28 protein-coding genes are annotated in these 26,325 nt (G+C 59.1%); 10 read left to right on the forward strand and 18 right to left on the reverse strand.

From position 1 onward, the window contains the following. The first annotated feature begins 233 nt into the window (after positions 1-233). From ACA079_RS00310 to ACA079_RS00320, 3 genes are all read left to right on the forward strand, one after another. Positions 234-1,241: a methionine ABC transporter ATP-binding protein gene (locus tag ACA079_RS00310; protein ID WP_140676009.1), complete on the forward strand. Its 1,008-nt coding sequence runs from the start codon at positions 234-236 to the stop codon at positions 1,239-1,241. Continuing rightward, positions 1,241-1,915 (forward strand): methionine ABC transporter permease, encoded by a 675-nt coding sequence (locus ACA079_RS00315; protein WP_033059807.1) that lies wholly within the window; start codon positions 1,241-1,243, stop codon positions 1,913-1,915. The genes ACA079_RS00310 and ACA079_RS00315 overlap by 1 nt, the downstream gene beginning before the upstream one ends. 79 nt (positions 1,916-1,994) lie before the next feature. Beyond that, positions 1,995-2,768, forward strand: coding sequence for a MetQ/NlpA family ABC transporter substrate-binding protein (locus ACA079_RS00320; protein WP_497702204.1), 774 nt, complete (start codon positions 1,995-1,997; stop codon positions 2,766-2,768). A gap of 175 nt (positions 2,769-2,943) precedes the next feature. On the opposite strand, the gene ACA079_RS00325 is transcribed toward ACA079_RS00320, so the two are convergent. From ACA079_RS00325 to ACA079_RS00345, 5 genes are read right to left on the reverse strand one after another with little or no spacing between them, the layout of a single operon-like run. Further along, positions 2,944-3,579: an SCO family protein gene (locus tag ACA079_RS00325; protein WP_497702205.1), complete on the reverse strand. Its 636-nt coding sequence runs from the start codon at positions 3,577-3,579 to the stop codon at positions 2,944-2,946. Next, positions 3,576-4,475 (reverse strand): heme o synthase, encoded by a 900-nt coding sequence (gene cyoE, locus ACA079_RS00330; RefSeq protein ID WP_140676021.1) that lies wholly within the window; start codon positions 4,473-4,475, stop codon positions 3,576-3,578. The genes ACA079_RS00325 and cyoE overlap by 4 nt, the downstream gene beginning before the upstream one ends. After that, on the reverse strand, positions 4,463-5,542 hold the full coding sequence (locus ACA079_RS00335) for a COX15/CtaA family protein (protein ID WP_497702206.1): 1,080 nt from the start codon (positions 5,540-5,542) through the stop codon (positions 4,463-4,465). The genes cyoE and ACA079_RS00335 overlap by 13 nt, the downstream gene beginning before the upstream one ends. A 10-nt stretch (positions 5,543-5,552) precedes the next feature. Then, positions 5,553-6,146, reverse strand: coding sequence for a PA_0111/PP_0108 family redox-active disulfide protein (locus tag ACA079_RS00340; protein ID WP_497702207.1), 594 nt, complete (start codon positions 6,144-6,146; stop codon positions 5,553-5,555). Continuing rightward, positions 6,112-6,852, reverse strand: a complete 741-nt coding sequence (locus ACA079_RS00345) for an SURF1 family protein (RefSeq protein ID WP_497702208.1) — start codon at positions 6,850-6,852, stop codon at positions 6,112-6,114. Before ACA079_RS00345 ends, ACA079_RS00340 begins: the two co-directional genes overlap by 35 nt. A gap of 70 nt (positions 6,853-6,922) precedes the next feature. Between ACA079_RS00345 and ACA079_RS00350 the strand changes: the two genes are divergently transcribed. Then, positions 6,923-7,126 (forward strand): twin transmembrane helix small protein, encoded by a 204-nt coding sequence (locus tag ACA079_RS00350; RefSeq protein WP_008152470.1) that lies wholly within the window; start codon positions 6,923-6,925, stop codon positions 7,124-7,126. 3 nt (positions 7,127-7,129) lie between these two features. On the opposite strand, the gene ACA079_RS00355 is transcribed toward ACA079_RS00350, so the two are convergent. The 4 genes from ACA079_RS00355 to coxB all read right to left on the reverse strand — a co-directional run bounded on the left by ACA079_RS00355 (position 7,130) and on the right by coxB (position 11,562). After that, positions 7,130-8,017: a cytochrome c oxidase subunit 3 gene (locus ACA079_RS00355; RefSeq protein ID WP_497702209.1), complete on the reverse strand. Its 888-nt coding sequence runs from the start codon at positions 8,015-8,017 to the stop codon at positions 7,130-7,132. A 25-nt stretch (positions 8,018-8,042) separates the two neighbouring features. Further along, the gene (locus ACA079_RS00360) at positions 8,043-8,594 is read right to left on the reverse strand and encodes a cytochrome c oxidase assembly protein (RefSeq protein WP_497702210.1); all 552 of its coding nucleotides are present in this window, start codon (positions 8,592-8,594) and stop codon (positions 8,043-8,045) included. A gap of 165 nt (positions 8,595-8,759) precedes the next feature. After that, positions 8,760-10,352: a cytochrome c oxidase subunit I gene (gene ctaD / locus ACA079_RS00365; RefSeq protein ID WP_008152477.1), complete on the reverse strand. Its 1,593-nt coding sequence runs from the start codon at positions 10,350-10,352 to the stop codon at positions 8,760-8,762. A gap of 82 nt (positions 10,353-10,434) precedes the next feature. After that, on the reverse strand, positions 10,435-11,562 hold the full coding sequence (coxB, locus tag ACA079_RS00370; protein WP_497702211.1) for a cytochrome c oxidase subunit II: 1,128 nt from the start codon (positions 11,560-11,562) through the stop codon (positions 10,435-10,437). Positions 11,563-11,933: 371 nt separating this feature from the next. Here coxB and ACA079_RS00375 point away from each other — a divergent pair, with 371 nt between their 5' ends. Then, positions 11,934-12,584 carry a hypothetical protein gene (locus ACA079_RS00375; protein ID WP_497702212.1) on the forward strand — a complete coding sequence of 217 codons (651 nt, stop codon included), beginning with the start codon at positions 11,934-11,936 and terminating at the stop codon, positions 12,582-12,584. 44 nt (positions 12,585-12,628) lie between these two features. On the opposite strand, the gene ACA079_RS00380 is transcribed toward ACA079_RS00375, so the two are convergent. The 3 genes from ACA079_RS00380 to ACA079_RS00390 all read right to left on the reverse strand — a co-directional run bounded on the left by ACA079_RS00380 (position 12,629) and on the right by ACA079_RS00390 (position 16,283). Then, positions 12,629-14,158: a SulP family inorganic anion transporter gene (locus tag ACA079_RS00380; RefSeq protein WP_415772491.1), complete on the reverse strand. Its 1,530-nt coding sequence runs from the start codon at positions 14,156-14,158 to the stop codon at positions 12,629-12,631. A 90-nt stretch (positions 14,159-14,248) separates the two neighbouring features. Continuing rightward, positions 14,249-14,980, reverse strand: a complete 732-nt coding sequence (locus ACA079_RS00385) for a carbonic anhydrase (protein WP_415758468.1) — start codon at positions 14,978-14,980, stop codon at positions 14,249-14,251. Between the two features lie 244 nt (positions 14,981-15,224). Continuing rightward, a complete protein-coding gene (locus tag ACA079_RS00390) occupies positions 15,225-16,283 on the reverse strand; it encodes a PA0069 family radical SAM protein (protein WP_497702213.1) in 1,059 nt (352 codons plus the stop codon). A gap of 230 nt (positions 16,284-16,513) precedes the next feature. On the opposite strand from ACA079_RS00390, the gene ACA079_RS00395 reads away from it, so the two are divergent. After that, complete coding sequence (locus ACA079_RS00395; protein WP_497702214.1) at positions 16,514-16,819, forward strand: hypothetical protein; 306 nt, start codon at positions 16,514-16,516, stop codon at positions 16,817-16,819. Between the two features lie 102 nt (positions 16,820-16,921). On the opposite strand, the gene ACA079_RS00400 is transcribed toward ACA079_RS00395, so the two are convergent. From ACA079_RS00400 to ACA079_RS00410, 3 genes are read right to left on the reverse strand one after another with little or no spacing between them, the layout of a single operon-like run. Then, positions 16,922-18,223 carry a c-type cytochrome gene (locus tag ACA079_RS00400; RefSeq protein WP_497702215.1) on the reverse strand — a complete coding sequence of 434 codons (1,302 nt, stop codon included), beginning with the start codon at positions 18,221-18,223 and terminating at the stop codon, positions 16,922-16,924. Between the two features lie 12 nt (positions 18,224-18,235). Continuing rightward, positions 18,236-20,020, reverse strand: a complete 1,785-nt coding sequence (locus ACA079_RS00405; RefSeq protein ID WP_497702216.1) for a GMC family oxidoreductase — start codon at positions 20,018-20,020, stop codon at positions 18,236-18,238. Positions 20,021-20,022: 2 nt separating this feature from the next. Continuing rightward, positions 20,023-20,763 (reverse strand): gluconate 2-dehydrogenase subunit 3 family protein, encoded by a 741-nt coding sequence (locus ACA079_RS00410; protein WP_462000360.1) that lies wholly within the window; start codon positions 20,761-20,763, stop codon positions 20,023-20,025. Between the two features lie 300 nt (positions 20,764-21,063). On the opposite strand from ACA079_RS00410, the gene ACA079_RS00415 reads away from it, so the two are divergent. Further along, positions 21,064-21,708 (forward strand): phosphatase domain-containing protein, encoded by a 645-nt coding sequence (locus ACA079_RS00415; RefSeq protein ID WP_497702217.1) that lies wholly within the window; start codon positions 21,064-21,066, stop codon positions 21,706-21,708. Between the two features lie 9 nt (positions 21,709-21,717). Here the strand turns inward: ACA079_RS00415 and ACA079_RS00420 are convergent, their stop codons facing one another. The 3 genes from ACA079_RS00420 to prlC all read right to left on the reverse strand — a co-directional run bounded on the left by ACA079_RS00420 (position 21,718) and on the right by prlC (position 24,305). Then, on the reverse strand, positions 21,718-21,855 hold the full coding sequence (locus ACA079_RS00420) for a hypothetical protein (RefSeq protein WP_497702218.1): 138 nt from the start codon (positions 21,853-21,855) through the stop codon (positions 21,718-21,720). Between the two features lie 114 nt (positions 21,856-21,969). Then, positions 21,970-22,257 (reverse strand): YheV family putative zinc ribbon protein, encoded by a 288-nt coding sequence (locus tag ACA079_RS00425; protein WP_059403677.1) that lies wholly within the window; start codon positions 22,255-22,257, stop codon positions 21,970-21,972. Next, on the reverse strand, positions 22,254-24,305 hold the full coding sequence (gene prlC / locus ACA079_RS00430) for an oligopeptidase A (RefSeq protein ID WP_497702219.1): 2,052 nt from the start codon (positions 24,303-24,305) through the stop codon (positions 22,254-22,256). The genes ACA079_RS00425 and prlC overlap by 4 nt, the downstream gene beginning before the upstream one ends. Positions 24,306-24,394: 89 nt before the next feature. Between prlC and ACA079_RS00435 the strand changes: the two genes are divergently transcribed. The 3 genes from ACA079_RS00435 (at position 24,395) to ACA079_RS00445 (ending at position 26,272) form a co-directional block, all read left to right on the forward strand. Further along, entirely contained in the window at positions 24,395-24,940 is a 546-nt protein-coding gene (locus ACA079_RS00435; RefSeq protein WP_415758460.1) for a gamma carbonic anhydrase family protein, read from the forward strand. Positions 24,941-24,966: 26 nt separating this feature from the next. Beyond that, complete coding sequence (locus tag ACA079_RS00440; protein ID WP_497702220.1) at positions 24,967-25,617, forward strand: HAD family hydrolase; 651 nt, start codon at positions 24,967-24,969, stop codon at positions 25,615-25,617. Between the two features lie 196 nt (positions 25,618-25,813). Then, positions 25,814-26,272, forward strand: a complete 459-nt coding sequence (locus ACA079_RS00445; RefSeq protein WP_095126745.1) for an REP-associated tyrosine transposase — start codon at positions 25,814-25,816, stop codon at positions 26,270-26,272. Positions 26,273-26,325 lie beyond the last annotated feature (53 nt).

The following is a 26,325-nucleotide window of genomic DNA, read 5'->3' on the forward strand; positions in this document are numbered from 1 at the left end:
GTAGCCAGGACTCTTGAGCAATACCCCAGGCACGGACCGGGGGCGTTTTCGAGTTGCCTAATTAGTGACTGATGACGTTTTGTGCCGTTCCTTTTTTCTAACCTTTGATCGCGTTATTGCCAAATGGAAGGTTGAATGCGGAATAAATGCTAATAACCTCTATACGGACAGGCTAAAATGCGCGCCCGGCTAACCGCTGATCCTTTTCCAACGCGCCCCACAAGGTTCGCTACGTGATCGAGTTTCAAAACGTCCACAAAACCTACCGCGTCGCCGGTAAGGATATTCCCGCCCTGCATCCGACCAGTCTGACGATTGAGAACGGTCAGGTCTTCGGTCTGATCGGCCATTCCGGTGCGGGAAAAAGTACCCTGCTGCGTCTGATCAATCGCCTGGAAGAGTCCAGTGGCGGCAAGATATTCGTCGACGGCGAAGAAGTCACCGCGCTCGACGCCAACAGCCTGCGACGTTTCCGTCAGCAGGTCGGGATGATTTTCCAGCACTTCAACTTGCTGGCGTCCAAGACCGTGGCCGACAACGTCGCGCTGCCGCTGACACTGGCCGGTGAACTGTCGCGCAGCGACATCGACCGGCGTGTGGCCGAATTGCTGAAGCGGGTCGGCCTGTCCGACCACGCCAAGAAGTACCCGGCGCAGTTGTCCGGTGGCCAGAAGCAGCGCGTCGGCATTGCCCGCGCCCTGGCCACCAAGCCGAAAATCCTGCTGTGCGACGAAGCCACCAGCGCACTGGACCCGCAGACCACTGCGTCGGTCCTGCAATTGCTGGCCGAGATCAATCGCGAGTTGAAGCTGACCATCGTCTTGATCACCCACGAGATGGACGTGATCCGCCGGGTCTGTGACCAGGTGGCGGTGATGGACGCTGGCGTGATCGTCGAGCAAGGTTCGGTGGCCGAGGTGTTCCTGCATCCGAAGCACCCGACCACCAAGCGCTTCGTGCAAGAAGACGAGCAGATCGACGAAAGCGAGCAGCGCGACGACTTCGCTCACGTTCCAGGCCGCATCGTGCGTCTGACCTTCCAGGGCGAAGCGACCTACGCGCCATTGCTGGGTACCGTCGCCCGGGAAACGGGTGTGGACTACAGCATCCTGGCCGGTCGTATCGACCGCATCAAAGACGTGCCCTACGGGCAGTTGACCCTGGCCGTTACCGGTGGCGACATGGAAGCGGCGTTCGCCCACTTCACCGCAGCTGACGTCCACATGGAGGTGCTGCGCTGATGGAAGTCCTGACAAGTTTCTTCGTCAATATCGACTGGTTCGAAATCTGGCTGGCCACCGGCGACACCTTTCTGATGCTCTTCGGTTCGCTGTTGTTCACCGTTTTGCTCGGCCTGCCGCTGGGCGTGCTGTTGTTCCTCTGCAGCCCGCGTCAGTTGCTGGAAGCCAAAGGCGTCTACGCGATGCTGTCGCTGGTGGTGAACATCCTGCGTTCGCTGCCGTTCATCATTCTGCTGATTGTGATGATCCCGTTCACCGTGTTGATCACCGGTACGTCCCTGGGTGTCGCCGGTGCGATTCCACCGCTGGTGGTGGGCGCTACGCCATTCTTCGCGCGGCTGGTGGAAACCGCCCTGCGTGAAGTGGATCGCGGCATCATCGAGGCAACCCAGGCCATGGGCGCGACGACCCGGCAGATCATCACCAATGCCTTGCTGCCGGAAGCCCGCCCGGGCATCTTCGCGGCGATTACGGTGACAGCTATTACACTGGTGTCCTACACGGCGATGGCAGGTGTGGTCGGCGCGGGTGGTTTGGGTGACCTGGCGATCCGTTTCGGTTACCAGCGTTTCCAGCCTGATGTGATGGTCGTGACGGTGATGTTGCTGCTGGTGATCGTTCAGGTACTGCAAACTGTTGGCGACAAATTGGTTGTCCATTTCTCCAGAAAATAAAGCGTTCACGTAAATAAGACATGAGCCGGCCATTCGCTGGCAGGCGCCAAACTCAGGCGCCTCACAAGGAGTTAGCTGAATGAAAAAACTACTCGTAGCGCTCGCAGCCGTTGCAGCGTTCTCTGCTCAGGCCGATGAAACCCTGACCGTCGCGGCTACCCCGGTTCCGCACGCAGAAATCCTCGAGTTCGTGAAACCGGCCCTGGCCAAAGAAGGCGTGGACCTGAAGGTCAAGGTCTTCACCGACTACATCCAGCCGAACGTGCAGGTAGCCGAAAAACGTCTGGACGCCAACTTCTTCCAGCACCAGCCGTACCTCGATGAATTCAACAAGGCCAAGGGCACCAATCTGGTGGCCGTTGCCGGCGTGCACCTGGAACCGCTGGGCGCTTACTCCAGCAAGTACAAAGCGCTGACCGAGCTGCCAGGCGGCGCCAACGTGGTGATCCCGAACGACGCCACCAACGGCGGCCGTGCGCTGTTGCTGCTGGCGAAGGCTGGCCTGATCAAGCTGAAGGACTCGAACAACATCCTCGCGACCGTCAAGGACATCACCGAGAATTCCAAGGACCTGAAATTCCGTGAACTGGAAGCCGCGACCATCCCGCGCGTGCTGACCCAGGTCGACCTGGCGCTGATCAACACCAACTACGCGCTGGAAGCCAAGCTTGACCCGTCCAAGGACGCGCTGGTCATCGAAGGCAGCGACTCGCCTTACGTGAACATCCTCGTTGCCCGTCCAGACGACAAGGACAGCGAAGCGATGAAGAAGCTGATTGCTGCCCTGCACAGCCCGGAAGTGAAAGCCTTCATCCTCGAGAAGTACAAAGGCGCGGTCGTGCCGGCGTTCTGATCTGAAGCTTTAACAAAAAATGGGGCGCATCGAATGCGCCCCATTTTTTTATGCCTGAAACACCGTCCCCTGTGGGAGCGAGCTTGCTCGCGATAGCGGTGTGACAGTCGACATAGATGTTGGATGTACCGGCCCCATCGCGAGCAAGCTCGCTCCCACAGGGGACGGTGTTTATTTAGTTGCGTTTGAGCATCACCGGCAGCTGCGCCACCAATTTCACGTTGTTCAACGGCGCCCGAATGAACCCACGCTGCGTCCCGTCCGGCCCGATCACCGCCAGGTTGCCGCTGTGGTCAACGGTGTAGTTCGGCTTGCTGGTGTCCGCCGGAATGAACGGAATACTCACCGCGTTGGCCAGTTTCTGAATGTCTTCAACCGACGAAGCCGTCAGCCCTTGGAACTGCGGATCGAAGTAGCCCAGGTACTGCTTGAGCTGCTGGGGCGTGTCGCGATTCGGGTCGACGCTGACCAGAATGATCTGCAACTTGGCCACAGCCTCTGGCGGCAGTTCGCTCTTGATCTGGCGCAGTTGGGCGAGGGTGGTCGGGCAGATGTCCGGGCAGAAGGTGTAGCCGAAGAACAGCAGCGACCATTTGTCTTTCAGCTCGTTGACCGCCACCGGTTTGCCGTTCTGGTCGGTCATCGTCACGTCCGGCAGGTTGCGGCTTTGCGGCAGCAGAATGATCCCGGCGTCGATCAATGCTGTCGGGTCGCCCTGGCCTTTACCGGACAGCACTTTGTTGATGGTCAGGCCCAGGACCAGCGCGATCAGGGCGACGAGGATGAAGACGGTTTTCTGGGTTCGAGTCATAGGTTCAACAGTAAGTAGTGGTCTACGAGCAGCGCGATAAACAGCAGGAACAAGTAGTAAATAGAGTACTTGAACGTGTTGATCGCCGCGTGCGGCCGAGTGCCACGGTACAGCACCACGGCCCATTGCAGAAACCTCGCGCCCAGTCCCAGCGCACAAATCAGGTAGAGCACGCCGCTCATGTGGATCACGTACGGCATCAGGCTCACGGCCAGCAGCGCGAAGGTATAAAGCAGGATATGGACCTTGGTGTAGTGCTCGCCATGGGTCACTGGCAGCATCGGGATGTCGGCCTTGGCGTACTCCTCTTTGCGGTGAATGGCCAGCGCCCAGAAGTGCGGCGGGGTCCAGGCGAAGATGATCAGCACCAGCAACAGTGGTTCGGCGCTGACGTGGCCGGTGGCAGCGGTCCAGCCGAGCAGCGGCGGGGCGGCTCCAGCCAGTCCGCCGATGACGATATTTTGCGGTGTCGCGCGTTTCAGGAAACCGGTGTAGACCACCGCATAGCCGAGCAGTGAGGCCAGGGTCAGCCACGCCGTCAGTGGATTGGTGAAGGCCAGCAGTACGGCTTGCCCAAGCACCGCCAATACCAAGGCAAACGTCAGCGCGGCCGCCGGCGACACTCGGCCTTCGGCCAGGGGACGTTTGTGCGTGCGGGCCATGACCGCATCGATGCGCCGGTCCACGACATGGTTGACCGCCGCCGCACCACCGGCACACAGCGCAATCCCCAGATTGCCGAACACCAGCACCGTCCACGGCACCCCGGCGCGGGTTGCGAGGAACATGCCGACCAGCGAGGTGATGAGCATCAGCACCACCACTTTCGGCTTGGTCAGCTCCAGGTAGTCACGCCAGATCGCCTGACTGTGACGTGCGCCGATCAGAGTCGCCATGGCATCTCTCCTTTTATTGTTATGGGCCCGGCTGAGTGTTTGCGCGGGCTGAACCGCCAGCGCGCAGGGGGTTGTTGCTTGACCCGAACCAGACTGGTTCGCGCGTGATAATTGACCAGCACCATCGTCAGCAACAGCGCCGCGCCGCCAGCGTTATGCGCGACGGCCACTGGCAGTGGCAGGTGAAACAGCACATTGCTGATGCCGAGGGTGATTTGCGCGGCGAGTGCGATCAGCACCAGCCCGGCCAGGCGCGTCATGCCGACCACCTTCAGTTGCCAGGCCAGCCCCAGCAACACGAGGGTCACCAGCAAAGCGCCGATGCGGTGAGTCAGATGAATCGCTGTGCGGGCATCGCTGTCCAGTTGTCCGCCGAGGTAATTGGGGCCGATGTGTTGGGTCAGGTGAAAGCCGTTGGCGAAGTCGGCAGCCGGCAGCCATTGACCATGACAGGTCGGGAAGTCGATACAGGCCACCGCTGCGTAGTTGGAACTGACCCAGCCACCGAGGGCAATTTGCAGGATCACCATAAGCAGTCCGGCGGTCGCCCAGTACTGCAAACGCCGTGGCACGGTCAGCGCTGGTAGCACGCCGGACAATCGCAACGTCAGCAAAAACAACAGGCTCAACGTCGCAAAGCCGCCGAGCAAATGCCCGGTCACCACTTGTGGCCAGAGCTTGAGGGTCACCGTCCACATGCCGAATGCCGCTTGGGCAATCACCACTGCCAGCAAAAACAACGGCAACTTCACCGGCTGCCCTGGGTGACGACGATGAACCCAGGCGCGGCCGGCCAATACCGAGATCAACAGCCCCAGCGTGCCGGCGAAGTAGCGGTGAACCATCTCGTTCCAGCCCTTATGGGCTTCGACGGGAGCGTCGGGAAAATGCAGTTCGGCATGGGCCAATTGAACTTCGCTTTTCGGCACGCTGATAAAGCCATAGCAACCCGGCCAGTCCGGGCAACCGAGCCCGGCGTGGGTCAGGCGGGTGTAGGCGCCGAGCAACACCACAATCAGTGCCAGCAAGGTGGCAAACAGCGCGAGGCGAAATCCAGGTTTGGCCATGACGATGCCCTTATCCGATGTTCGACAGTTTCAGCAAATGGCGCAGGTCGTTGAGCAGATCCTTACCCTTCACCGTCGGGTCGTAGCGCAGCACCAGATTGCCATGCGGATCGATGATCCACAGCTGCGGCACTGACTGGTCGCCGGCGGTCTTATGGAAGTCGGTCAAATTCAGTGGATAACGCTGTAATTGAGGATACTCGCGCGTGAGCTTGGCGTCGTAATCGCTGCTCAGCGGTTGCGCCGCGGCGATGGCGTGACTGGCGCGCCCGGCATCGCGGCCCAGTCCAATCTGGACTTGCCGCGCCAGGTACACCAGTTGCTGGCAGTCCACCGAGCAATCCTTGGGCGCGGTCACCAGTATCTGCCAACGATCCTCCTGCGCCTGCACGCCGAGGTCGGCGCGGGTCTGGCCGTTGCCGATCAGTTCGCCGTGATAGCTGCGACCTTCCGGCACCCAGAACTGCAATTTGTACATGCCGGTGGCGAGGATCATCGGACCGATCACCCCAAACAGGATCAGCAGCAACTGCAAGCGCCCTTTACGCCGACTCGCCGGCGTTTTCGCCTCAGACATGCTGGGTGGATTCATGGCCGCTCCCATGGTGTTTCTCCTTTGCGTTGTGCCAGCCGAGATAGAGATAGAGGCCGAACAGGGCGATCGACATGGCGAACCACTGCACGGCATAAGCCAGGTGTTTTTCCGGTCCCATGGCGACTACCGGCCAGTCAGCCTGGTAAGTCGCGGGACCGCTTTCTGCGCGTAATTCGTAGGCAAAACCTTCACGATCCAGCGCCGTCCAGAGCTTGGCCGGTTCGACCGCGGTGATCAGTTGTGGCCACGTGGTGGTATTCGGGTCGGCGTGCAATTGGAAAGTGGCGCCGGGGGAGACGTAGACCCAGGCAACGAGACTCAAGGCCTGAGTCGGTGTGGTGAATTGCGGTGGGGTGCGGCGATCCGGCCATGGCAGCCAGCCGCGATTGACCAGCAGCCAGAGCCCGGTCGCCTGATCCTGAAACGGTTGCAGCAGTTCGACGCCAACCTTGCCGTCGCGCTGACGGTTATCCAGCAACAGGCTGTGTGCGGTATCGAACTGGCCGTGTAGGTGAACCCGGCGGAAGGCCGGATCTGCGGTGTGTTGCAGCTCGGTGCTGGCCATCGGTTCGGCGGCCCGGCGCTCGGTGTAGCTTTGCAGCAGCGCGCTTTTCTCTGCGCCCCGGCTCAATTGCCAGAACCCGAGTGACACCAGCATGGGCAACAACACCGCGACCACCAGGGTCGGCACGATGCCCGGCCGAAAGCGCTTCATGGCGTCGCCAGAAAGTCGATAGTCGCGATAGCTATACTCAAGTGCATCGCCTTTCCCCCGGAGTCTCACCATGCTCAAAGCAGCCATCGTCCTGATGCTGATTGCCACGGTTGTCAGCCTGTTCAGCGGCCTGTTTTTTCTGGTCAAGGACGACAGCAGCTCGAACCGCCTCGTCATTGCCTTGAGTGTTCGTGTCGCGCTGGCCGCTATTACCGTCGGCTTGATTGCCTGGGGTTTTTTCAGCGGCCAGTTGGTGTCGCACGTACCTTGGTAAGCCTCAGAGCACGTAGACGAAAACGAAAAGACCGATCCACACCACGTCCACGAAGTGCCAGTACCAACTCGCGGCTTCAAACGCGAACTGATGATCGGCGTCGAAGTGCCCGCGCATGATCCGCATCAACATCACAAACAGGATGATGGTGCCGATGGTCACGTGGGCGCCGTGGAAGCCAGTGAGCATGAAGAAGGTCGCGCCGTAGATGCCCGAACCGAGCGTCAGGCCCAGTTCGTGGTAGGCGTGCATGTATTCTTCGGCCTGAAAACCAAGGAACGCGCAGCCCAGTAACACGGTGAGTGCCAGCCAGATTTTCAGCGCGCCGCGATGGCCCTTTTTCAAGGCGTGGTGAGCAATGGTCACAGTGACGCTGGAGCTCACCAGCAGAACGGTATTGAGCAGCGGCAGGCCCCAGGGGCTGATGACTTCCTTGGCTGGCGGGAAGAGTTTCGGATCAGGGGTCTGCAGCAATGGCCAGGCAAACTGGAAGTTCGGCCAGAGCATATGAGCGAGGCCTTTGGCCCCTTCACCCCCGAGCGCCGGGCCGGAAATGTTTCTCACATAAAACAGCGCGCCGAAGAACGCGATGAAGAACATCACCTCCGAGAAGATGAACCAGCTCATGCCCCAGCGGAACGAGCGATCCATCTGTGCGCTGTACAACCCCTGGCGGCTTTCCTTGATTACCGTACTGAACCAGCCGAACAACATGTAGGCCACCAGCAGGCCACCGACGAAAAAGATCAGCGGGCCGTGGGACTCCGGCCGCGCCGCCTTCAGGTCGTTGAACCAGGTGGCCAGGCCGAACACGGTGACGAACATACCGACCGTGGCAATGATCGGCCATTTGCTCTGTGCCGGAACGTAATAATGTTCATGAGTTGCCATTTATTGTTCTCCTTATCGGGCACGCTCAGCCGCCAGTGTTTGCAGCTACCGGTGGATGTCGGGCGGTGATATCGAACAGCGTGTAGGACAGCGTGAGGTGCTTCACATCCTTGGGCATGTCGCGATCAACGATGAAACGTACCGGCATCTCGATCCGTTGACCGGGCTGCAGCACTTGCTGGGTAAAGCAGAAACATTCTGTCTTGTGGAAGTACGCCGCCGCGGAACTGGGCGCGATGCTCGGAACTGCCTGGGCGCTCATCGGGCGATCGGTGGGGTTGTGCGCGATGAAGATCATCTCGTTCACCGCCCCCGGATTAGCCGTCAGCTCATCGCTCTTGGGGTAGAAATCCCAGGACATGTCGGCGGCATTGGTCGACAGGAACTGCACGCGAACCTGTCGCGAGGTGTCGACCGTTTGTTCGCCCTCATACTGCCCGCCGGTCTTGCCGTTTATGCCGAACGCCTTGCACATCACGTCGTAGATCGGCACCAGGGCAAACCCGAAGACAAACATCGCCACCACCACCAGCAACAGGCGCGTGACCAGTTTCTTCAACGAAATCGAATCAGCCATGGCTTCCAACCTCTACGCATAACCCGGTAGGAGCGGGCCTTTGTGGCGAGGGAGCTTGCTCCCGCTCGGCTGCGAAGCAGACGCAAAGCTTTTGGGGCCGCTTCGCGACCCAGCGGGAGCAAGCTCCCTCGCCACACAAGCTCGCTCCCACAAAGGCAAGGCTGTTCATTTCACTTCCGGCGGCGTGGTGAAGGTGTGATACGGCGCCGGCGACGGGATGCTCCACTCCAGACCTTCAGCCCCATCCCACGGTTTGGCCGGTGCTGGTGGGCCACCACGGATGGTCTTGATTACGATGAACAGGAAGAAGATCTGCGTGGCGCCGAACATGAACGCACCGATCGACGACACCATGTTGAAGTCGGCGAATTGCAGGTTGTAGTCCGGAATCCGCCGCGGCATGCCCGCCAGCCCCACGAAGTGCATCGGGAAGAACGCCATGTTCATGCCGATGAACGAGAGCCAGAAGTGCAGCTTGCCAAGGGTTTCGTCGTACATGTGGCCGGTCCATTTCGGCATCCAGTAGTAAGCCGAAGCGAAGATCCCGAAGATCGCCCCCGGTACCAGCACGTAGTGGAAGTGCGCGACCACAAAGTAGGTGTCCTGGTACTGGAAGTCCGCCGGGGCGATGGCCAGCATCAACCCGGAGAACCCGCCAATGGAAAACAGGATCACGAACGCCACCGCAAACAGCATCGGTGTCTCGAAGGTCAGCGAGCCTTGCCACATGGTGCTGGCCCAGTTGAACACCTTCACTCCAGTCGGCACCGCGATCAGCAACGTGGCGTACATGAAGAACAACTCGCCCACCAATGGAATGCCGACCACGAACATGTGGTGCGCCCAGACGATGAACGACAGGAACGCGATACTCGCCGTCGCATAGACCATCGAGGTGTAGCCGAACAGCGGCTTGCGTGAGAAGGCCGGAATGATCGAGCTGACGGCACCGAAGGCCGGCAGGATCATGATGTACACCTCAGGGTGACCGAAGAACCAGAACACGTGCTGGAACAACACCGGGTCACCGCCACCGGCGGCACTGAAGAAACTGGTGCCGAAGTGGATGTCCATCAGCATCATCGTCACGCAGCCGGCCAGTACCGGCATCACCGCGATCAGCAGGAACGCGGTAATCAGCCAGGTCCAGACGAACAACGGCATTTTCATCAGCGTCATGCCGGGCGCGCGCAGGTTGAGGATGGTGGCGATCACGTTGATCGCGCCCATGATCGAACTGATCCCCATCAAGTGGATGGCGAAGATGAAGAACGTCACGCTTTCCGGTGCGTAGGTCGTCGACAGCGGGGCGTAGAACGTCCAGCCGAAGTTCGGTCCACCGCCGGGGGTGAACAGAGTCGATACCAGCAGGATGAACGCCGCCGGCAATAGCCAGAAGCTGAAGTTGTTCATCCGTGGCAGGGCCATGTCCGGAGCGCCGATCATCAACGGGATCATCCAGTTGGCGAGGCCGACGAAGGCTGGCATCACCGCACCGAAGACCATCACCAGACCGTGCATGGTGGTCATCTGGTTGAAGAATTCCGGCTGGACGATTTGCAGTCCCGGCTGGAACAACTCGGCACGAATCACCATCGCGAACGAGCCGCCGAGCAAGAACATGGAGAACGCGAACCACAGGTACAGCGTGCCGATATCCTTGTGGTTGGTGGTCAGCACCCAGCGCATCAGGCCTTTGGCGGGGCCGTGGGCGTGGGCGGTGCCGGTATGAACATGGTCATCGACGACAGCAGTCATGTCCTGTCTCCTGCAAACAGATGGGCTGGGCAGGCCGGGGCGCGATGCCCCGACTGGTTCCTTACGTGCGCAATAGACCGGGTCATTTGCTTTCCGCCTGTTTCAGCTCCAGCACTTCTTTAGGGGTGACCATGTCGCCCTTGTTGTTGCCCCAGGCGTTACGTTCGTAGGTCACGACCGCTGCGATATCGACTTCCGAGAGCTGCTTGCCGAACGCCGCCATGGCGGTGCCGGGCTTGCCGTGGAAGACAATGCTCAGGTGTCCTTCTTTCGGTCCGGTGGCGATTTTCGAGCCCTTGAGCGCCGGGAACATCGGCGGCAGGCCCTGACCTTCGGCCTGGTGACAGGCGACGCAGGTGGTGTGGTAGATCTTGTCGCCGCGCTCTTTGAGCTCGTCGAGGGTCCATTCCTTGCTGGTCAGCTCTTTGAGCTGCAGGGCTTCAGCCTTGCGCTCGCCCAGCCATTTTTCGTAATCGGCCTTTTCCTTGACCTCGACCACAATGGGCATGAAGCCGTGGTCCTTGCCGCACAATTCGGCGCACTGGCCACGGTAGATGCCGGGCTTGTCGACACGGGTCCAGGCTTCGTTGACGAACCCCGGAATCGCATCGCGCTTGACCGCAAAGGCCGGCACCCACCAGGAGTGGATGACGTCGGCGGAAGTCACCAGGAAGCGCACCTTGGCGCCGATCGGCAGCACCAAAGGCTTATCGACCTCAAGCAAGTAGTGCTCGCTCTTGGCTTCCTTGTTGTGGATCTGATCGGCGGGCGTGGTCAGGTTGCTGAAGAACTCAACGTCCTGGCCCAGGTATTTGTAGTGCCACTTCCACTGATAGCCGGTGACCTGGATATCGATATCCGGCTCACTGGCGTCGTACATCTTGATCAGGGTTGCGGTCGCGGGAACCGCCATGGCCACCAGGATCAGGAAGGGCACGATGGTCCAGAGGATTTCAACGGTGGTGCTTTCATGAAATTTTGCGGCCACCTGCCCGGTCGAGCGGCGGTGGAGAATCATCGACCAGAACATGGCGCCGAAGACGATGATGCCGATCACTACACAGATCCAGAAAATGGTCATGTGCAGGTCAAATACTGCGTGACTGATTTCAGTCGCTCCTGGCGCCATATTCACAGTCCAGGCCGCTTGTGCCTGACTGAAAATCGACCACAACAGGAGGCCCATCCAGACGTGTGGATGTCGCATCATTGCGGGTTCCCCTTATCGTTCTTTTTATCCCGCCGGCTTTCACCTGCGGCAAGGGAGCGGCTTTGTCAGACTACGAACTTGAATCGCCGGGCCTTGCTACGTGTGCAGTCGGGCGTCATCAGCTAACTCCATTCCCACCCGAGTATAGACAGCGACTGCCACCTCGCAATGTGAGGGCGTAAATCATCTGAAACAGCTGGGACTTGCGTTCCAGGGCACGAATGGAGAAGGATGCAGACGAGTGGTGGCAAACCGATATAACTTTGATGTCTCAAGGATGAAATAATTATGACAAATGCGTCTTAGCATTTTTCGTATGCCAGCTAAGTTATGTCTTCCCTATTTCATTGCCTTTGTTTCCTGGAGTTTTCATGAACACCGCCGCATTGCGCGAGCAGATCCAAAAAGCCCAACAACACGAAGCCGAAACCGGCCAGCTGACTCGTCAGCTGGAAACCCAACTGCCACACCTTCACTCCGCCATCCAATTGCCGGATGTCGACGCCAACGGCGTGATGACGCGTTTTGTGGCCGCGTATATAGAGCAAGTGCCGGACCTGCTGGACGCAGCCAATGAAGTCGCCAGGGAAGCGGGTATCGAATCACAGATCAAACCGGTGCTGAAAATCGCCGAGCAGTTCTTCCTTCAGCCGCCGGCGATCATGGCCGGTCATGTCGGTCTGGACAGCCTGCTGGACGAAGCCTATCTGGCGCATCGGTTGGTTGAAGAGGTTAACGACCTGTACATCAAGCATTTTGGCCAGCCGCTGATCCCCTTGGACACGACTGTTGCCAACCTGATTGCTCACCAACTGATCGGCGAGGAGTTTGCCAATCAACTGGATGAGGCAGTGCATCACGCCGTGGACGAGATGCTTAACGAAGAGAGCTTCGCGCTGGAATCGGTGGAAGCCTACCGCGAGAAACTCAACAGTCCGGACACTGGCGCGGCGTGGAAGCGCTGGCCGTGCCTGTCGCGCCAGCTGGGCGTAGAGCTGGAACTGGATCAGCCAGCCGCTTGATACGTTGCCCATAAAAAAATCGCAGCCTGTTGGCTGCGATTTTTTTAAGCGGCTGCGGAGCCGACGCCCGTCGTGGTCCGCAATCGCCCTTCCAGCCTGCGCTTCAACCCCCGCGCTTCAATCAACAGTTTTGATCCCTTGGCTGCATTGGCCCGACCCCATTCCTCCAGCAACTCCAGACACGAGTGATCGATGTAGCTCAAGTTATTAAGTGGCACATGCACCGTCGCGCCTGCCGGAATGGTCCCCAGCACCTGGGTCAGCGCCGGCACTTTGAGAAAGGTCGCTGCACCTATCAATCGCAGTTCCATTTCGCCGTCCTTGGGCAGATCGATCAGGCTGATTTTCAGCCGCGAAGCCTTCCAGGCCAGTTTGGCCAGGGTCAGGCCGAAGCCGATCAGCACGCCAGTCAGCAGGTCGGTGAAGATGATCGCCAGGGCTGTTGCCGCGTAGGTGAACATCGGCATCCGCCCATAACGGCCCAGACCGCGGAAGGCCTTGAGGTCGACCAGTTTGAAACCGGTGTAAACCAGAACGCCCGCCAGGCTCGCCACCGGAATGCTTTGCAGCACGCTGGACAGCAGCAACACGAAAGCCAGCAGCCACAGGCCATGGAAGATCGCCGACAGTCGCGTGGTGGCGCCGGCCTGGACGTTGGCCGAACTGCGCACGATCACGCCGGTCATCGGTAGCGCGCCGAGCAGACCGCAGAGCATGTTGCCGACGCCTTGAGCCGACAATTCCCGGTCGAAGTCGGAGCGCTGGCCACTGTGCATGCGGTCCACCGCGGCGGCCGAGAGTAGGGTTTCGGCGCTGGCGATGAAGGCCACGGCAAATGCGGCGATCAGCAAGGTCGGATCAGCCAGATTGAGCAGATCCGCAGGTTTCAGCCAGTCGATGGCTTCCGCCAGGTTGGCTGGGACTTCCACTCGTTTGACCTGTAAGGCGAGCACCAGGCTGGCGACGGTCGCCAGGCCTACGCCAAGGAGCGCGCCGGGAATGAAGCGCAGGGAATGGGGGCGAAATTTCTCCCACAACCACATCACCGCAATCGTCGACAGCCCGAGCAAACCGGCTTGCCAACCGAAGGAGGGCAAGGCCTGGACGACGGCAGCCGGGAAGGCTGCCAGATTATCCAGCCCCGAAGGCTTGGGCACGGAGTCGAGCATCACATGCACCTGTGATAGCACGATCAAAACGCCAATCCCGGCGAGCATGCCGTACACCACCGCAGGCGCCGTGACCCGAAACCAGCAGCCCAGTTTCAAACGCCCGGCCACCAGCTGCAGAAAACCGGCCAGCAGCAGGATTGGCCCGAGCATGGCGATGCCGTGCTGGCGTACCAGTTCAAACACCAGAACCGCCAAACCGGCCGCCGGGCCGCTGACTTGCAATGGTGAACCGGCAATCCAGCCCACCACCAAGCCACCGATGATCCCGGTGATCAAACCCTTGGACGGCGGCAGCCCCGAGGCGATGGCGATGCCCATGCACAAGGGCAGGGCGACGAGAAACACAACCACGGACGCCAGCAGCTCCCGTGGCAGAACAGCTTTAAGTTGAGCAGCACGCATGGTGACTCTCCCGAAGTTTTCTTCAGGCGTGGCGAAGCCGGGCTGCCTGATCGGCAGCCTCGGCTAAACCACACAATGATTTAGGAAGATTTAGAAGCGCGCTTTAGGCGTCGCCACCGGAATCGGATGGCTGCCGTCGAGCGGCAGGAAACAACCCTTGTCCGCGTCGTAAGCTCTGATTTCGCTGGTTTCGATGTTGTAGATCCAACCATGGATAAACAGCTGACCATTGGCCATGCGCGAGGCCACCGACGGGTGTGTGCGCAAATGTTGCAGCTGAGCGATCACATTCTCCTCGGTGAGGACGTGCATGCTTTCGTTTTCGTCAGCGCAATGGCAGTTTTCCTGGACCATGGTTTTTGCCACTTCGGCATGACGCAGCCAGGCTTTGACCGTCGGCATTTTTTCCAGGCTTTGCGGGTTGAGCACTGCGCGCATCGCGCCACAGTCGGAGTGCCCGCAGATGATGATGTGCTGCACGCCGAGGGCCAGAACGGCGTATTCGATTGCCGTGGAAACACCGCCGTTCATTTGCCCATAAGGCGGCACAACGTTGCCGACGTTACGGGTCACGAACAGGTCGCCGGGGGCGCTTTGGGTGATCAGCTCAGGAACGATGCGCGAATCGGCGCAGGCGATGAACATCGCTCTGGGGCTCTGGGCCGTGGCGAGTTTTTTGAAGAGTTCTTCCTGCTGTGGAAAAACTTCGTGATGAAAATGCAAAAAGCCGTCAACGATATGCTTCAGCGCTGCATCGGCGGTTTCCGCCTCCGGTTGGGCTGAAGCCGACGCAGCCAACGGCTGTTTATCCTTGTCACTCATGATTCATCCTCTTTGGCGGAGTCAGGGAATTTTCCCGTTTTGTCCGGTGTGAAGCCAGTGGCTGTTTAAAAAAACATCCAGGCCGAGAATCTCGACCCGTCAGTCACTCGATGAACAAGGTAGCGGCCGAAACTTAACTCAAACTGAATAAAACGCTCTAGAACGTGTGTTCCAGGTCACAGAAAACGTGACCGGCGTAGTGGCAAAGTGTATTCCACACTACTCAACCATAGGCCAATTGTCCTCAAATCAACGACATCTGGCGACCCGGCGGACAGAAGGCTTCGCAGTCCAGATTGAAACCTTCCCGACGATTGAGCCCCAGGCGTTTGATGGTTTTGGCAAATCGTTGCGCCAGCAGATCGGCAAACGGCCCTTCGCCACGCATCCTGGCACCGAAGCGACTGTCGTAGAGCTCGCCACCACGGCTCTGACGAATCAGGCTCAACACATGCGCGGCACGCTGAGGATAGTGGGCCGCCAGCCACTCTTCGAACAGCGGCGCAACTTCCAGCGGCAGGCGCAGCATCATGTAGGCCGCACTTTGCGCCCCCGCGGCATGCGCTTCGGTGAGCAGGCTTTCGAGTTCGCTGTCGTTGATCATCGGAATCATCGGCGAGCACAGAACGCCCACCGGAATTCCCGCTTCACGCATCACGCGGATCGCCCGCAACCGGGCCTTGGGTGCAGCGGCGCGCGGTTCGAGGATGCGTTTGAGCTCATCGTCCAGAGTGGTGAGGCTGATCATCACCGCCACCAGCCTTTGCTCGGCGAGTTCGACCAGCAGGTCCAGATCCCGAAGAATCAGCGAGCCCTTGGTAATGATGGTCACCGGGTGACGATAACGCAGCAGCACTTCGAGGGTTTTGCGGGTGATTTTGTGTTCGCGCTCGATCGGCTGATAAGGGTCCGTGTTGGAGCCCAGATTGATCGGCGCACATTGATAGCCGCGCTTGGACAGTTGTTCTTCCAGCACATCGGCGGCGTTGGTCTTGGCGATCAGTTTGGTTTCGAAGTCCAGACCTGGCGACATGTCCCAATAAGCGTGGCTGGGCCGCGCGTAGCAATAGATGCAGCCATGCTCGCAGCCGCGATAGGGATTGATCGAACGATCGAAGGGCAAGTCCGGCGAGTTGTTGCGAGTGATGATGGTTTTCGCCGTTTCGATGCGCACCTCGGTGCCTTGGGTGATCGGCGCTTCCTGATACCAACCGTCATCCTCGGCCACCGAGCGATTCGGCGCGAAGCGGTTGTGCGGGTTGGTCGCGGTACCGCGGCCGCGAGGTGGTAGGGGAGTAGCCATCGACAAGACCCTTTGGCTGTATGTTCATACAGTATACGGCCTCGACAAATTCGGCCAGTGCCGTTCGGCGCCTGATCACTCTAAAAAGCCTGGTTCTTTGTATTTCTACCAATTGGTTAAAGTGTTCGTCATTATGAGATACATATAACGCCTGGCATAATTATAAGAGCTATAAGTAATATCCTCCTCACACGAAGTTCTCGTGTTCAATTATTAAATGGAATTAATTAATGTCGAATTACAATCAGCGCGGTATTTTTTTGCAGCTGTTGCCAGCGTCTATTGTTAGTCCAAAAGAAGTTCGGGTTTCCATGCAGTTTGCCCTAAAGGAAGAGGGTTACGATCCGGAAAACCGTGCTGTCACTTACTCTCTGCTGGACTCGAGCACCCGCGAGGCCGTATCGAACGACGGCGGCAAGACTTTCACCATGGGTCCTGCCCGTGCTGATGTGGACGGTGATGGTGACATCGACGCACAAGACAAGGCCGTTCTGCTGGCCTTGGCGAGTGCCTATTCGAAGATCGCCAATCCGTAATCGCGATTGAACGCATGCAGTCGGTGAATATTGAGTGCGCGGTAGGTTGTCACTGAACCTAAAAAAGCGGTATGGAGTTTCCATACCGCTTTTTTATTTTATTTAATGAGTCGTTGTTTGGCCAATGTCATCATTTGAAGTCGTTTTCATATCGTCTTCCCTTAACGCCATTACATCACTGGCTTTAACAGTGGCACCTTTATTTCCCCAACTAGTGGCAATGAAACTCACCACATCCGCCACTTCCTGATCCGATAAGCGCCAGGCGAATCCCGGCATGGTAAAGGTCGAAGGCGCCGTATGAGTCGCCGGCAGCGTACCGCCCTTGAGCACGATGTGAATCAGCGACGTCGGATCCTCCGACTGCAACACCGGGTTGCCTGCCAGTGCCGGGAACACTTTGGTGTAGCCATGACCATCGGTACGGTGACAGGCCGCGCAGTTGTCGATGTACACCGAAGCGCCGGGCTTGCTGTCGTCCCCGTTCCACAGCGCCTGTGCGACCTGTTTGTCGTACTGATGCGGCTGATCATTGGGATCATTCGCCGGCAAGGACTTGAGGTAACGGGCAATCGCGGTCAGATCGTTGTCGGTCATGTATTGCATGCTGTGCGTCACCACATCACTCATGCCACCAAACACCGCGCTGCGGTCGCTGCGACCGGTCTTGAGAAACTGCACCAGTTGTTCTTCGCTCCAGCTGCCGAGGCCGTCTTTGTGATCGCCGCGCAGACTTTTCGCGATCCAGCCTTCAAGCGGCGCACTGCCTGACAGAAATGCGCTGCCTTCGCCTGCATTCAGGGCTTTTTCCTGCATGGTCAGGGCACGCGGCGTATGGCACGCGCCGCAATGTCCAAGGCCTTCCACCAGATAAGCCCCACGACTGACCACCGCATCTTCGCCGGGTGCCGCTTTGTAGTCCGCCACGGCCGGGGCAAACATCCAGCGCCAGCCCGCAAGCGGCCAGCGCATGCTCAAAGGCCAAGGGATGTCGCTGGCCTTGTTCTCCTGGGCGACAGGCGCCACGCCGTGCATGAAGTAGGCGTACAAGGCTTTCATGTCGGTTTCGTTGACGCTGGCGTAGGACGGATAGGGCATCGCCGGGTACAACGTACTACCGTTTTTGACGACGCCATGTCGGACTGCCTTGTCGAAGTCCTCGAAGCCGTAGTCGCCCAGGCCGGTTTTATCCGGCGTGATATTGGTGGAATAGATCGTCCCGATCGGCGTTTCCATCGGCAGGCCACCGGCGAACGGCTTGCCATCCTTGGCGGTGTGGCAGGCCACGCAGTCACCCGCGCGGGCGAGGTACTCGCCTTGTTTGATCAGGTTTTGATCAACTTCTGCGGCGTTGATCGAGCCACAACTGAGCAGCGCCAGGGTCGCGATAACAAGTGCTTTCATGGTCATCGCTCCTTAAGCCTGAACCAGCGGGCCGGGGTTTTTCAGGTACTGCTCGCGGATCGCCCGGGCCGACCAGTAGGTCAACGCTGCCACCAGGCCGGTAGGGTTGTAGCCCAGGCCTTGTGGGAAAGCTGACGCTCCGGGGACGAAAACGTTGTGTACGTCCCAGCTCTGCAAGTAACGGTTCAGGGCGCTGGTTTTCGGATTGGTGCCCATGATCGCGCCACCGTTGAGGTGGGTGGTCTGGTAAGACGCGGTGTTGAAGTGATCGCCAACCTTCTTGCCAATCACGGCGATGGCTTTGGGGCCCATCGCTTCGGCGATCTTGCCCATTTTTTCGACCATGAAGCGGTTCATCTTGATGTCGTTTTCCTGCCAGTCGAAGGTCATCCGCAACAGCGGCAAGCCGTAGGCATCGCGGTACACCGGGTCCAGATCGAGGTAGTTGCCGCGGTAGGATTGATGCGCGCCGTGGGCATCCATCGACACTTGATGGGTGTAGTAATCGGCGGTGGCACGTTTCCAGGCACTGCCCCAGGCCGGGGTGCCCGGCGGGTTGGATGTGCCTGCGATCGGTCGGCTGCCGGCCTGGTTGACCCACATCGGCGAGCCGCCGACGAAGCCATGGGGGCCGTGATCGAAGTTGTCGGCGTTGAAGTCGTCCACCGCCACGCCGTTCCCGCCGGCACCAATAAAGTTGTTGGTGTGGGTGTCTTTGTCGAAGTAGGCCTTGATGGTGGCCATGTTCTGGTAAGCGAAGTTCTTGCCGACCACGCCTTCGCCAGTGATCGGGTCGTAGGGCTTGCCGATACCCGAAAGCAACATCAGCCGCACATTGTGGAACTGGAAGGCACCGAGGATCACCAGGTCGGCGGGCTGCTCGATCTCCCGGCCCTGGCCGTCGATGTAAGTCACGCCTGTCGCCTTGCTCTTGGTGCTGTCGAGATTGACCCGCAGTACGTGGGAGTTGGGCCGCAGCTCGAAATTGGGCAGCGGTTTGAGCGCCGGCAAAATGTTTACGTTCGGCGATGCCTTGGAATACATGTAGCAGACATAGCCGCTGCAAAAACCGCAGAAGTTGCACGGGCCCATCTGCGCGCCGTAGGGGTTGGTGTAGGGGCCTGACGTATTGGCCGAGGGCAGGTTGTAGGGTTTGTAACCCACCGCGGTGGCCGCTTTCTGAAACAGCTGTGCGGAGACAGTGTTCTTCTGCGATTCCAGCGGGAAATGATTCGAACGGTCCGGCGCGTACGGGTTGCCGCCCTTGCCTTCGCCGACCAACTGACCGTTCACCGTCCAGGCCTGACCCGAAGTGCCAAATACCTTCTCGGCGTAATCGAAAAACGGTTCCAGCTCTTCATAGCTGACGCCGAAGTCCTGGATGGTCATGTCCTTGGGGATGAAGCTTTTGCCGTAGCGTTCTTCATAGTGGCTGCGCATGCGCAACTCGATCGGGTCGACCCGAAAGTGCACGCCGGACCAATGCAGACCCGCGCCACCGACACCATTGCCGGGCAGGAAGGCGCCCAATTGGCGGTTCGGCAACGCGATGTCATTCACGCTATGGCGAATGGTCACGGTCTCTTTGGAAATGTCCTGGAAGAGTTTTTTCCGCACGCTGTAGGTGAGTTCGTCGATCACCTGTGGATAGTTGCCGTCGGGGTAAGTGTCCTGCATCGGCCCGCGCTCCAGCGCCAGCACATTCAGGCCGGCTTCTGTCAGTTCCTTGGCCATGATCGCGCCCGTCCAGCCAAAACCGACGATCACTGCGTCGACCTTCTTCATTACCGTTGCCATGCTTACGCCCTCTCGCCGCGAATCGAAACTGCCGGGAAGGGGTATTGCTCGTTGCGTTCCACCCAATCCATGAAATCGGCGCGGGCGCCGGGGAAGCCGATCATGGTCCAGCCGACCATGCCTTTATTGCCGCCGTGAATCGGGTCGCAGAAGAACCCTTCTTTGGTGTTTTGCAGCAGCAGGTTGAAGAAAATCTTCGCTGGAACACTGTCGAACTGAGGTTTTCCGGCCTCGAGTTGTTTGAGCAAATCGTCTCGGGTAGCGCTGTCTTGCTCAGCAAATACTTTACCGTTGAACGTTTTCGACCAAGCATCCGTCGCGGCGATGCCCAGGCGATAAATCTCTTTGGGCACCAGTTTGCTCTGCCAGCCCATTTCCGGAGCAGCGTCTGCGTTGAATGGTCCCTGCATGAACCACAGTGCACCGGCCGCGTAAGGCGTGTTCATCTGGCGGTCGATGTATTCGGGCACACCGGCTTCCAGGGCGCCTGGCCCTTGGGCATCGCTCGGAATCAGCTGGGCGACAGCCGCCTGGATGAACGTCCATTCTTCGGCGGTGAAGTAGCTGGGTTCATAGGTGCTGGTGCTGACCGGCGCTTTGCCGGAACTGGCCGGGGCTGCTTCGGGCGCGGCCATCAGGACCGTGCTGCCCAGACCGGTGCTGGCAACGGTGACCACCGGGATCAAGGTCAGGGATTTGCGCAAAAACTCACGCCGCGGGTTGTCTCGATCTTGATCGGACATAGGGGGGCACCTCATCAGGCATTAGCGGTTTTTCAGCCGTCTCGCAGGACGACTTTTCGTTTTGACACCGATGCAGAACGCCAGCAAACGGGGAGCAATAGGGCGCATCGGTAATATGGAGAAACAAATGGTAGCAGGCTAAGCATAAAGATGAACCGATTCAGCTGAAAAACCTCGGTTTTGCGACGAAAGCGATCGGCTGATTCACGATTCTTTGACAGAGGGGTCACAGGCCTTTGACCGCTCGGGGTTGAAGCTGGGCGTCATCTTCCCGATTCTTCCTGAACGGTCACCCCGAGCATGTCTCTACTGCGTTGTTTCCCAGCGATTTGCCTGTCGCTGGCCGCATTTTTAAACCTGACGCTGGCCCTTGCCGACGACAGTGCGTTGCCCCGACCTGCGGAGTGGGCTCAATCGGTTGAGGTGCAATACAACCTCTTCAAAATGTCCCCGACGCTCTATCGCAGTGCATTGCCCGACAGAGGCGCCGTGCCGTTACTGGAAAAACTCAAGGTCGGGACCGTTATCACGTTCCTGCCCGAGTCGGACTCAAGTTGGTTGGCGACGCCAGGTATCGCACAAGTACAGCTCCCCTATCGCACCAACCATGTGGATGACGCGGATGTGCTCAAGGCCCTTCGCGCGATCCAGACCGCCGAAGCCAAGGGGCCGGTGCTGATGCACTGCAAACATGGTTCCGACCGCACGGGCCTGATGGCGGCCATGTACCGGGTCGTGGTGCAGGGCTGGAGCAAGGAAGACGCCCTGAACGAAATGACCCAGGGCGGCTTTGGTGACAGCACTCATTTCAAGGACGGCATCCGTTACATGATGCAGGCCGATGTCGAGAAGCTCCGCACCGCGTTGGCCAACGGCGATTGCAGCACGAGCCCGTTCGCCAGTTGTTCGATGAAGAGCTGGTTCAAATCGGCCCATGTCGAGTAAACCGTTACGTCAGCCGGCAACGGCCTCTGACGAAAGCGCGAAAAGATCTTCGGCGATCGGCTGTTCAAGAAACGCTAGATGCTCGGCGCGAACCGCCGAATAAGACGGCAGATCCCAGGCCTGCAAAGGCGGATTGGTGTCGGGCATGGCGTCTTCCTTGAGTAGAGGCTGAATGTGGTCAGCCTATAAAGGAAGCGCAGGGGAAAGGTGGTAGATAGTTACCACCTTCCACTCCATTCAGGATTGGAAGGTGGTGTTGACTCAGTGTTGCTCGTCAGGCTTTTTCTTCAGTTTCGGGTTCGGGAAAAACTGCACGGCCTGAACCTTGGCGTCCGGCACCTTCAGCGCCGAGGTGTTGACCCGCGTGCCCAATTCCTTGGGCACGGACAGGCCTTGTTCATTCAGCGTGTCGGAATAGCCACAGGCCACGCACTCACGATGTGGGACTTCGTCTTCGTTCCACATCATCAACTTGTCCGGCTCGCTGCAGGCCGGGCAGACTGCCCCGGCAATAAAGCGCCTCTTGGTAATCACTGGACCCTCACTCATGCTGCCGCGACCTCACTCAGGCCGCTGTGACGCAAGAGTGCGTCAATCGAAGGCGGACGTCCGCGGAAGTCGACGAACAGCACCATCGGCTCCTGGGAGCCACCGCGCGCCAGGATCGCTTCGCGGAAGGCGCGGCCGGTTTCGGCGTTGAGTACGCCTTCTTCTTCGAATTTCGAGAAGGCATCCGCCGACAGCACTTCAGCCCATTTGTAGCTGTAGTAGCCCGCCGCATAACCGCCGGCGAAGATGTGCGCAAAGCTGTTCGGGAAACGGTTGTAGGCGGGTGGACGCATCACCGAGACTTCGTCGCGCACACCTTCAAGTACCTGCGCCACGCTACGGCCGTCACCGTGGGTGGCGTGCAGGTCGAAGTCGAATAGCGAGAACTCCAGCTGACGGACCATCATCAGACCGGACTGGAAGTTCTTCGCGGCGAGCATTTTCTCCAGCAGGTCCTGAGGCAGCGGCTCGCCTGTCTCGTAGTGGCCGGAGATCAGCGCCAGACCTTCCGGCTCCCAGCACCAGTTTTCCATGAACTGACTTGGCAGCTCGACCGCGTCCCAGGCCACGCCGTTGATGCCGGATACGCCGGCGTGTTCAACGCGGGTCAACAGGTGATGCAGGCCGTGACCGAATTCGTGGAACAGGGTGGTCACTTCATCGTGGGTCAGCAGGGCTGGCTTGCCGCTGTCTGCCGGGGTGAAGTTGCACACCAGGTTCGCCACCGGACTCTGCAATTCGCCGCTGATCGTGCGGCGACGGTCGCGGGCGCCGTCCATCCAGGCACCGCCACGCTTGTTGGCGCGGGCGTAGAGGTCGAAGAAGAAGCGGCCGACGTGTTGGCCGTTTTCCTTGATTTCGAACAGGCGAACATCCGGGTGCCAGGTGTCGAAGCCTTTCAGTTCGGCGATTTCGATGCCGTACAGACGCTGGACGATAGCGAACAGTCCGCCCAGCACTTTGTCGATCGGGAAGTAAGCGCGAAGGGCTTCCTGGGCGACGCTGTAGCGCTGCTCGCGAAGCTTTTCACCGTAGAAACCGCTGTCCCAGCTTTGCAGGTCCGGGCAGCCTTGTTCGGCGGCGTATGCCTTGAGCTGTTCCAGGTCCTGGGCGGCGAACGGCTTGCTGCGCTTGGCCAGATCGCGCAGGAAACTCAGCACCTGATCGCTGGATTCGGCCATTTTGGTGGCCAGGCTCAGCTCCGAGAAGCTGGCGAAGCCCAAGAGTTTTGCAAGCTCCTGACGCAGGTCGAGGATTTCTTCCATGACCGGGCCGTTATCGTTCTGACCGGCATTCGGGCCTTGGTCCGACGCACGGGTGCAGTAGGCGGCGTAGACTTCTTCGCGCAGGGCGCGGTCCTGGGCGTAGGTCATCACCGCGTAATAGCTTGGGAATTCCAGGGTGATCAGGAAGCCTTCCAGGCCTTTGGCCTGTGCAGCCGCGGCCATTTGCGCCTTGGCCGAATCGGTCAGGCCGGCGAGGGTCGCTTCATCAGTGACGTGCTTGGTCCAGGCCTGAGTGGCATCGAGCAACTGGTTGGAGAAGCGGCTGCCCAGCTCCGACAATTTGCTCTGCACTTCGGCATAACGCTTCTGTTCGGCTTCCGGCAGGTCGATACCCGACAGACGGAAGTCACGCAGGGAGTGTTCCAGGATAGTTTTCTGCGCCACCTCGAAACCGGCAGCTTCGGGGCTGTTACCCAGCGCTTCGAACGCCTCGAACAACTCGCGGTTCTGGCCGAGTTCGGTGGAGTAGGCGCTCAAGGCCGGCAGGCAGGACTCGTAGGCTTCGCGCAATTCGGCGCTGTTGCACACGGCATTCAGGTGGCTGACCGGGCTCCAGGCGGCGCCCAGTCGATCATTCAGCTCGTCCATCGCCAGTACCAGGCCGGCCCAGGTCGGTTGTTTGCCCTGGGTTTTGAGGATCTCGATAATGGCGGCGCGGTTGTCAGCCAGGATCTGTTCAATAGCCGGTTGCACGTGTTCGGCACGGATCGCCGAGAACGGCGGCAGGTCGTAGGACTGCAAAAGAGGGTTGTTCACGCTCACGGTTGGCACCTTGGCTGGAAGAAACATTGCGCCATCTTAATTACAATCGACGCTCACCGCAGCTATCAGCAAAAGAGAGAGAGCCTATCGTGACCCTTCGCAAGTATCAGAACCACACGCCACTCCTGGGCAAAGGCGCCTTTGTCGACGGTTCGGCGGTGGTGATCGGCGACGTCGAAATCGGCGAAGACAGCTCGGTCTGGCCGCTGACGGTGATTCGTGGCGACATGCACCGCATCCGTATCGGCGCTCGCACCAGCGTGCAGGATGGCTGTGTGCTGCACATCACCCATGCCGGGCCGTTCAACCCCGATGGCTTTCCGTTGCTGATTGGCGACGATGTGACCATCGCGCATAAAGTCATGCTCCACGGCTGCACCGTGGGCAATCGGATTCTAATCGGCATGGGCAGCATCGTCATGGACGGCGCAGTGGTCGAGGACGATGTGATCATCGGTGCTGGCAGTCTGGTGCCGCCGGGCAAACGCCTGGAAAGCGGCTTCCTTTATGTGGGCAGCCCGGTGAAACAGGTCCGGCCACTGACTGACAAAGAAAAAGCCTTTTTCACCTACAGCGCGGCGAACTACGTGAAGCTCAAGAATTTGCATCTGGCCGAAGGCTACGACCAGCTCTGACCCTGCGCCCTTATTCAGGATTCAACATGCATTACCAAACCGTATTGTTCGACCTCGATGGCACCCTGACCGATCCACGTGAGGGCATCACCCGCTCGATCCAGTTCGCCTTGAGCAAACTGGGTATCGATGAACCTGACCTGACCAAACTCGAACACTTCATCGGCCCGCCGTTGTTGCAGGCGTTCATGCAGTTCTACGACTTCGACGAGCCCAAGGCGTGGGAAGCGGTGAATTTCTATCGCGAACGCTTCAAGGTCACCGGCCTGTATGAGAACCGCGTATTCGACGGCGTTACACCACTGTTGGAAACCCTCGGCGGGCAAGGGCGACAGCTGTACATCGCGACGTCCAAACCGTGGATTTTTGCCCGGGAAATTGCCCGGCACTTCGACTTCGCCAAGCACTTCAAAGTGATCTATGGCAGCGAACTGGATGGAACCCGGACCAACAAAGTCGAGCTGATCGCCCACTTGATGGCCGAAGAAGGCCTGGACCCGGCCAACACCTTGATGATCGGCGACCGTAAGCACGACCTGATCGGTGCGCGCAGTAACGGGCTGGATGCGGCGGCTGTCGGTTATGGCTTTGGCAGCCGGGAAGAGTTGAGCGCTGAAACGCCGACCTGGCACTTCGAGACGCTGGAAGAGATGCATCAGGCGTTTTTGCAGCGTTAATTAAACCGCCATCGCGAGCAAGCTTTGCTCCTACGGGGGGGGCGTGCCCACTCTTGTTGCCTGACTCGAGCCCGTAGGAGCAAGGCCTGCCCGCGATGGCGTCTTTGCTGACACATCCTGAGCAACAGTTTTACCACCGATCCTCTTTTGCCGTTCTAGCCTCTCTGACTTAGGCCACGATCAAGGAGGATCATCAATGCCAAGCCAGCATCATGCCCACCGACTACGTTCCGGACGATACTCGGAGGAGGGGCAAATCTACTTGCTGACTGCTGTCGTCCGAAACCGTCAGCCTGTTTTTTCCAGTTTTCAAACGGGCCGATTAGTAGTCGATGCATTTCAAAAGGCCCAGCAAGAGCAATTCGCCAACTCATTGGCCTGGGTTGTAATGCCCGATCATTTCCATTGGCTTATCGAACTTCAAAACATTCCCTTGCCGACCCTGATGGCCCGCACGAAATCACGCACAACGGTCACATTAAACCGGGCGCTTCAGAGAGAAGGTCCGATTTGGCAGCCGGGATTCCACGATCGCGCCATTCGCAAAGAAGAAGATCTGCAGGCAGTTGCTCGATACATCGTCGCCAATCCATTGCGAGCGGGATTGGTCGAGAGGGTTGGGGATTATCCGCTGTGGGATGCAATTTGGTTGTGAACCAACGCTAGCGAATCCTTGCTGACGCCATCGCGGGCAAGCCTTGCTCCTAC

The sequence above is a fragment of the Pseudomonas sp. LBUM1645 genome (genome assembly GCF_059716185.1).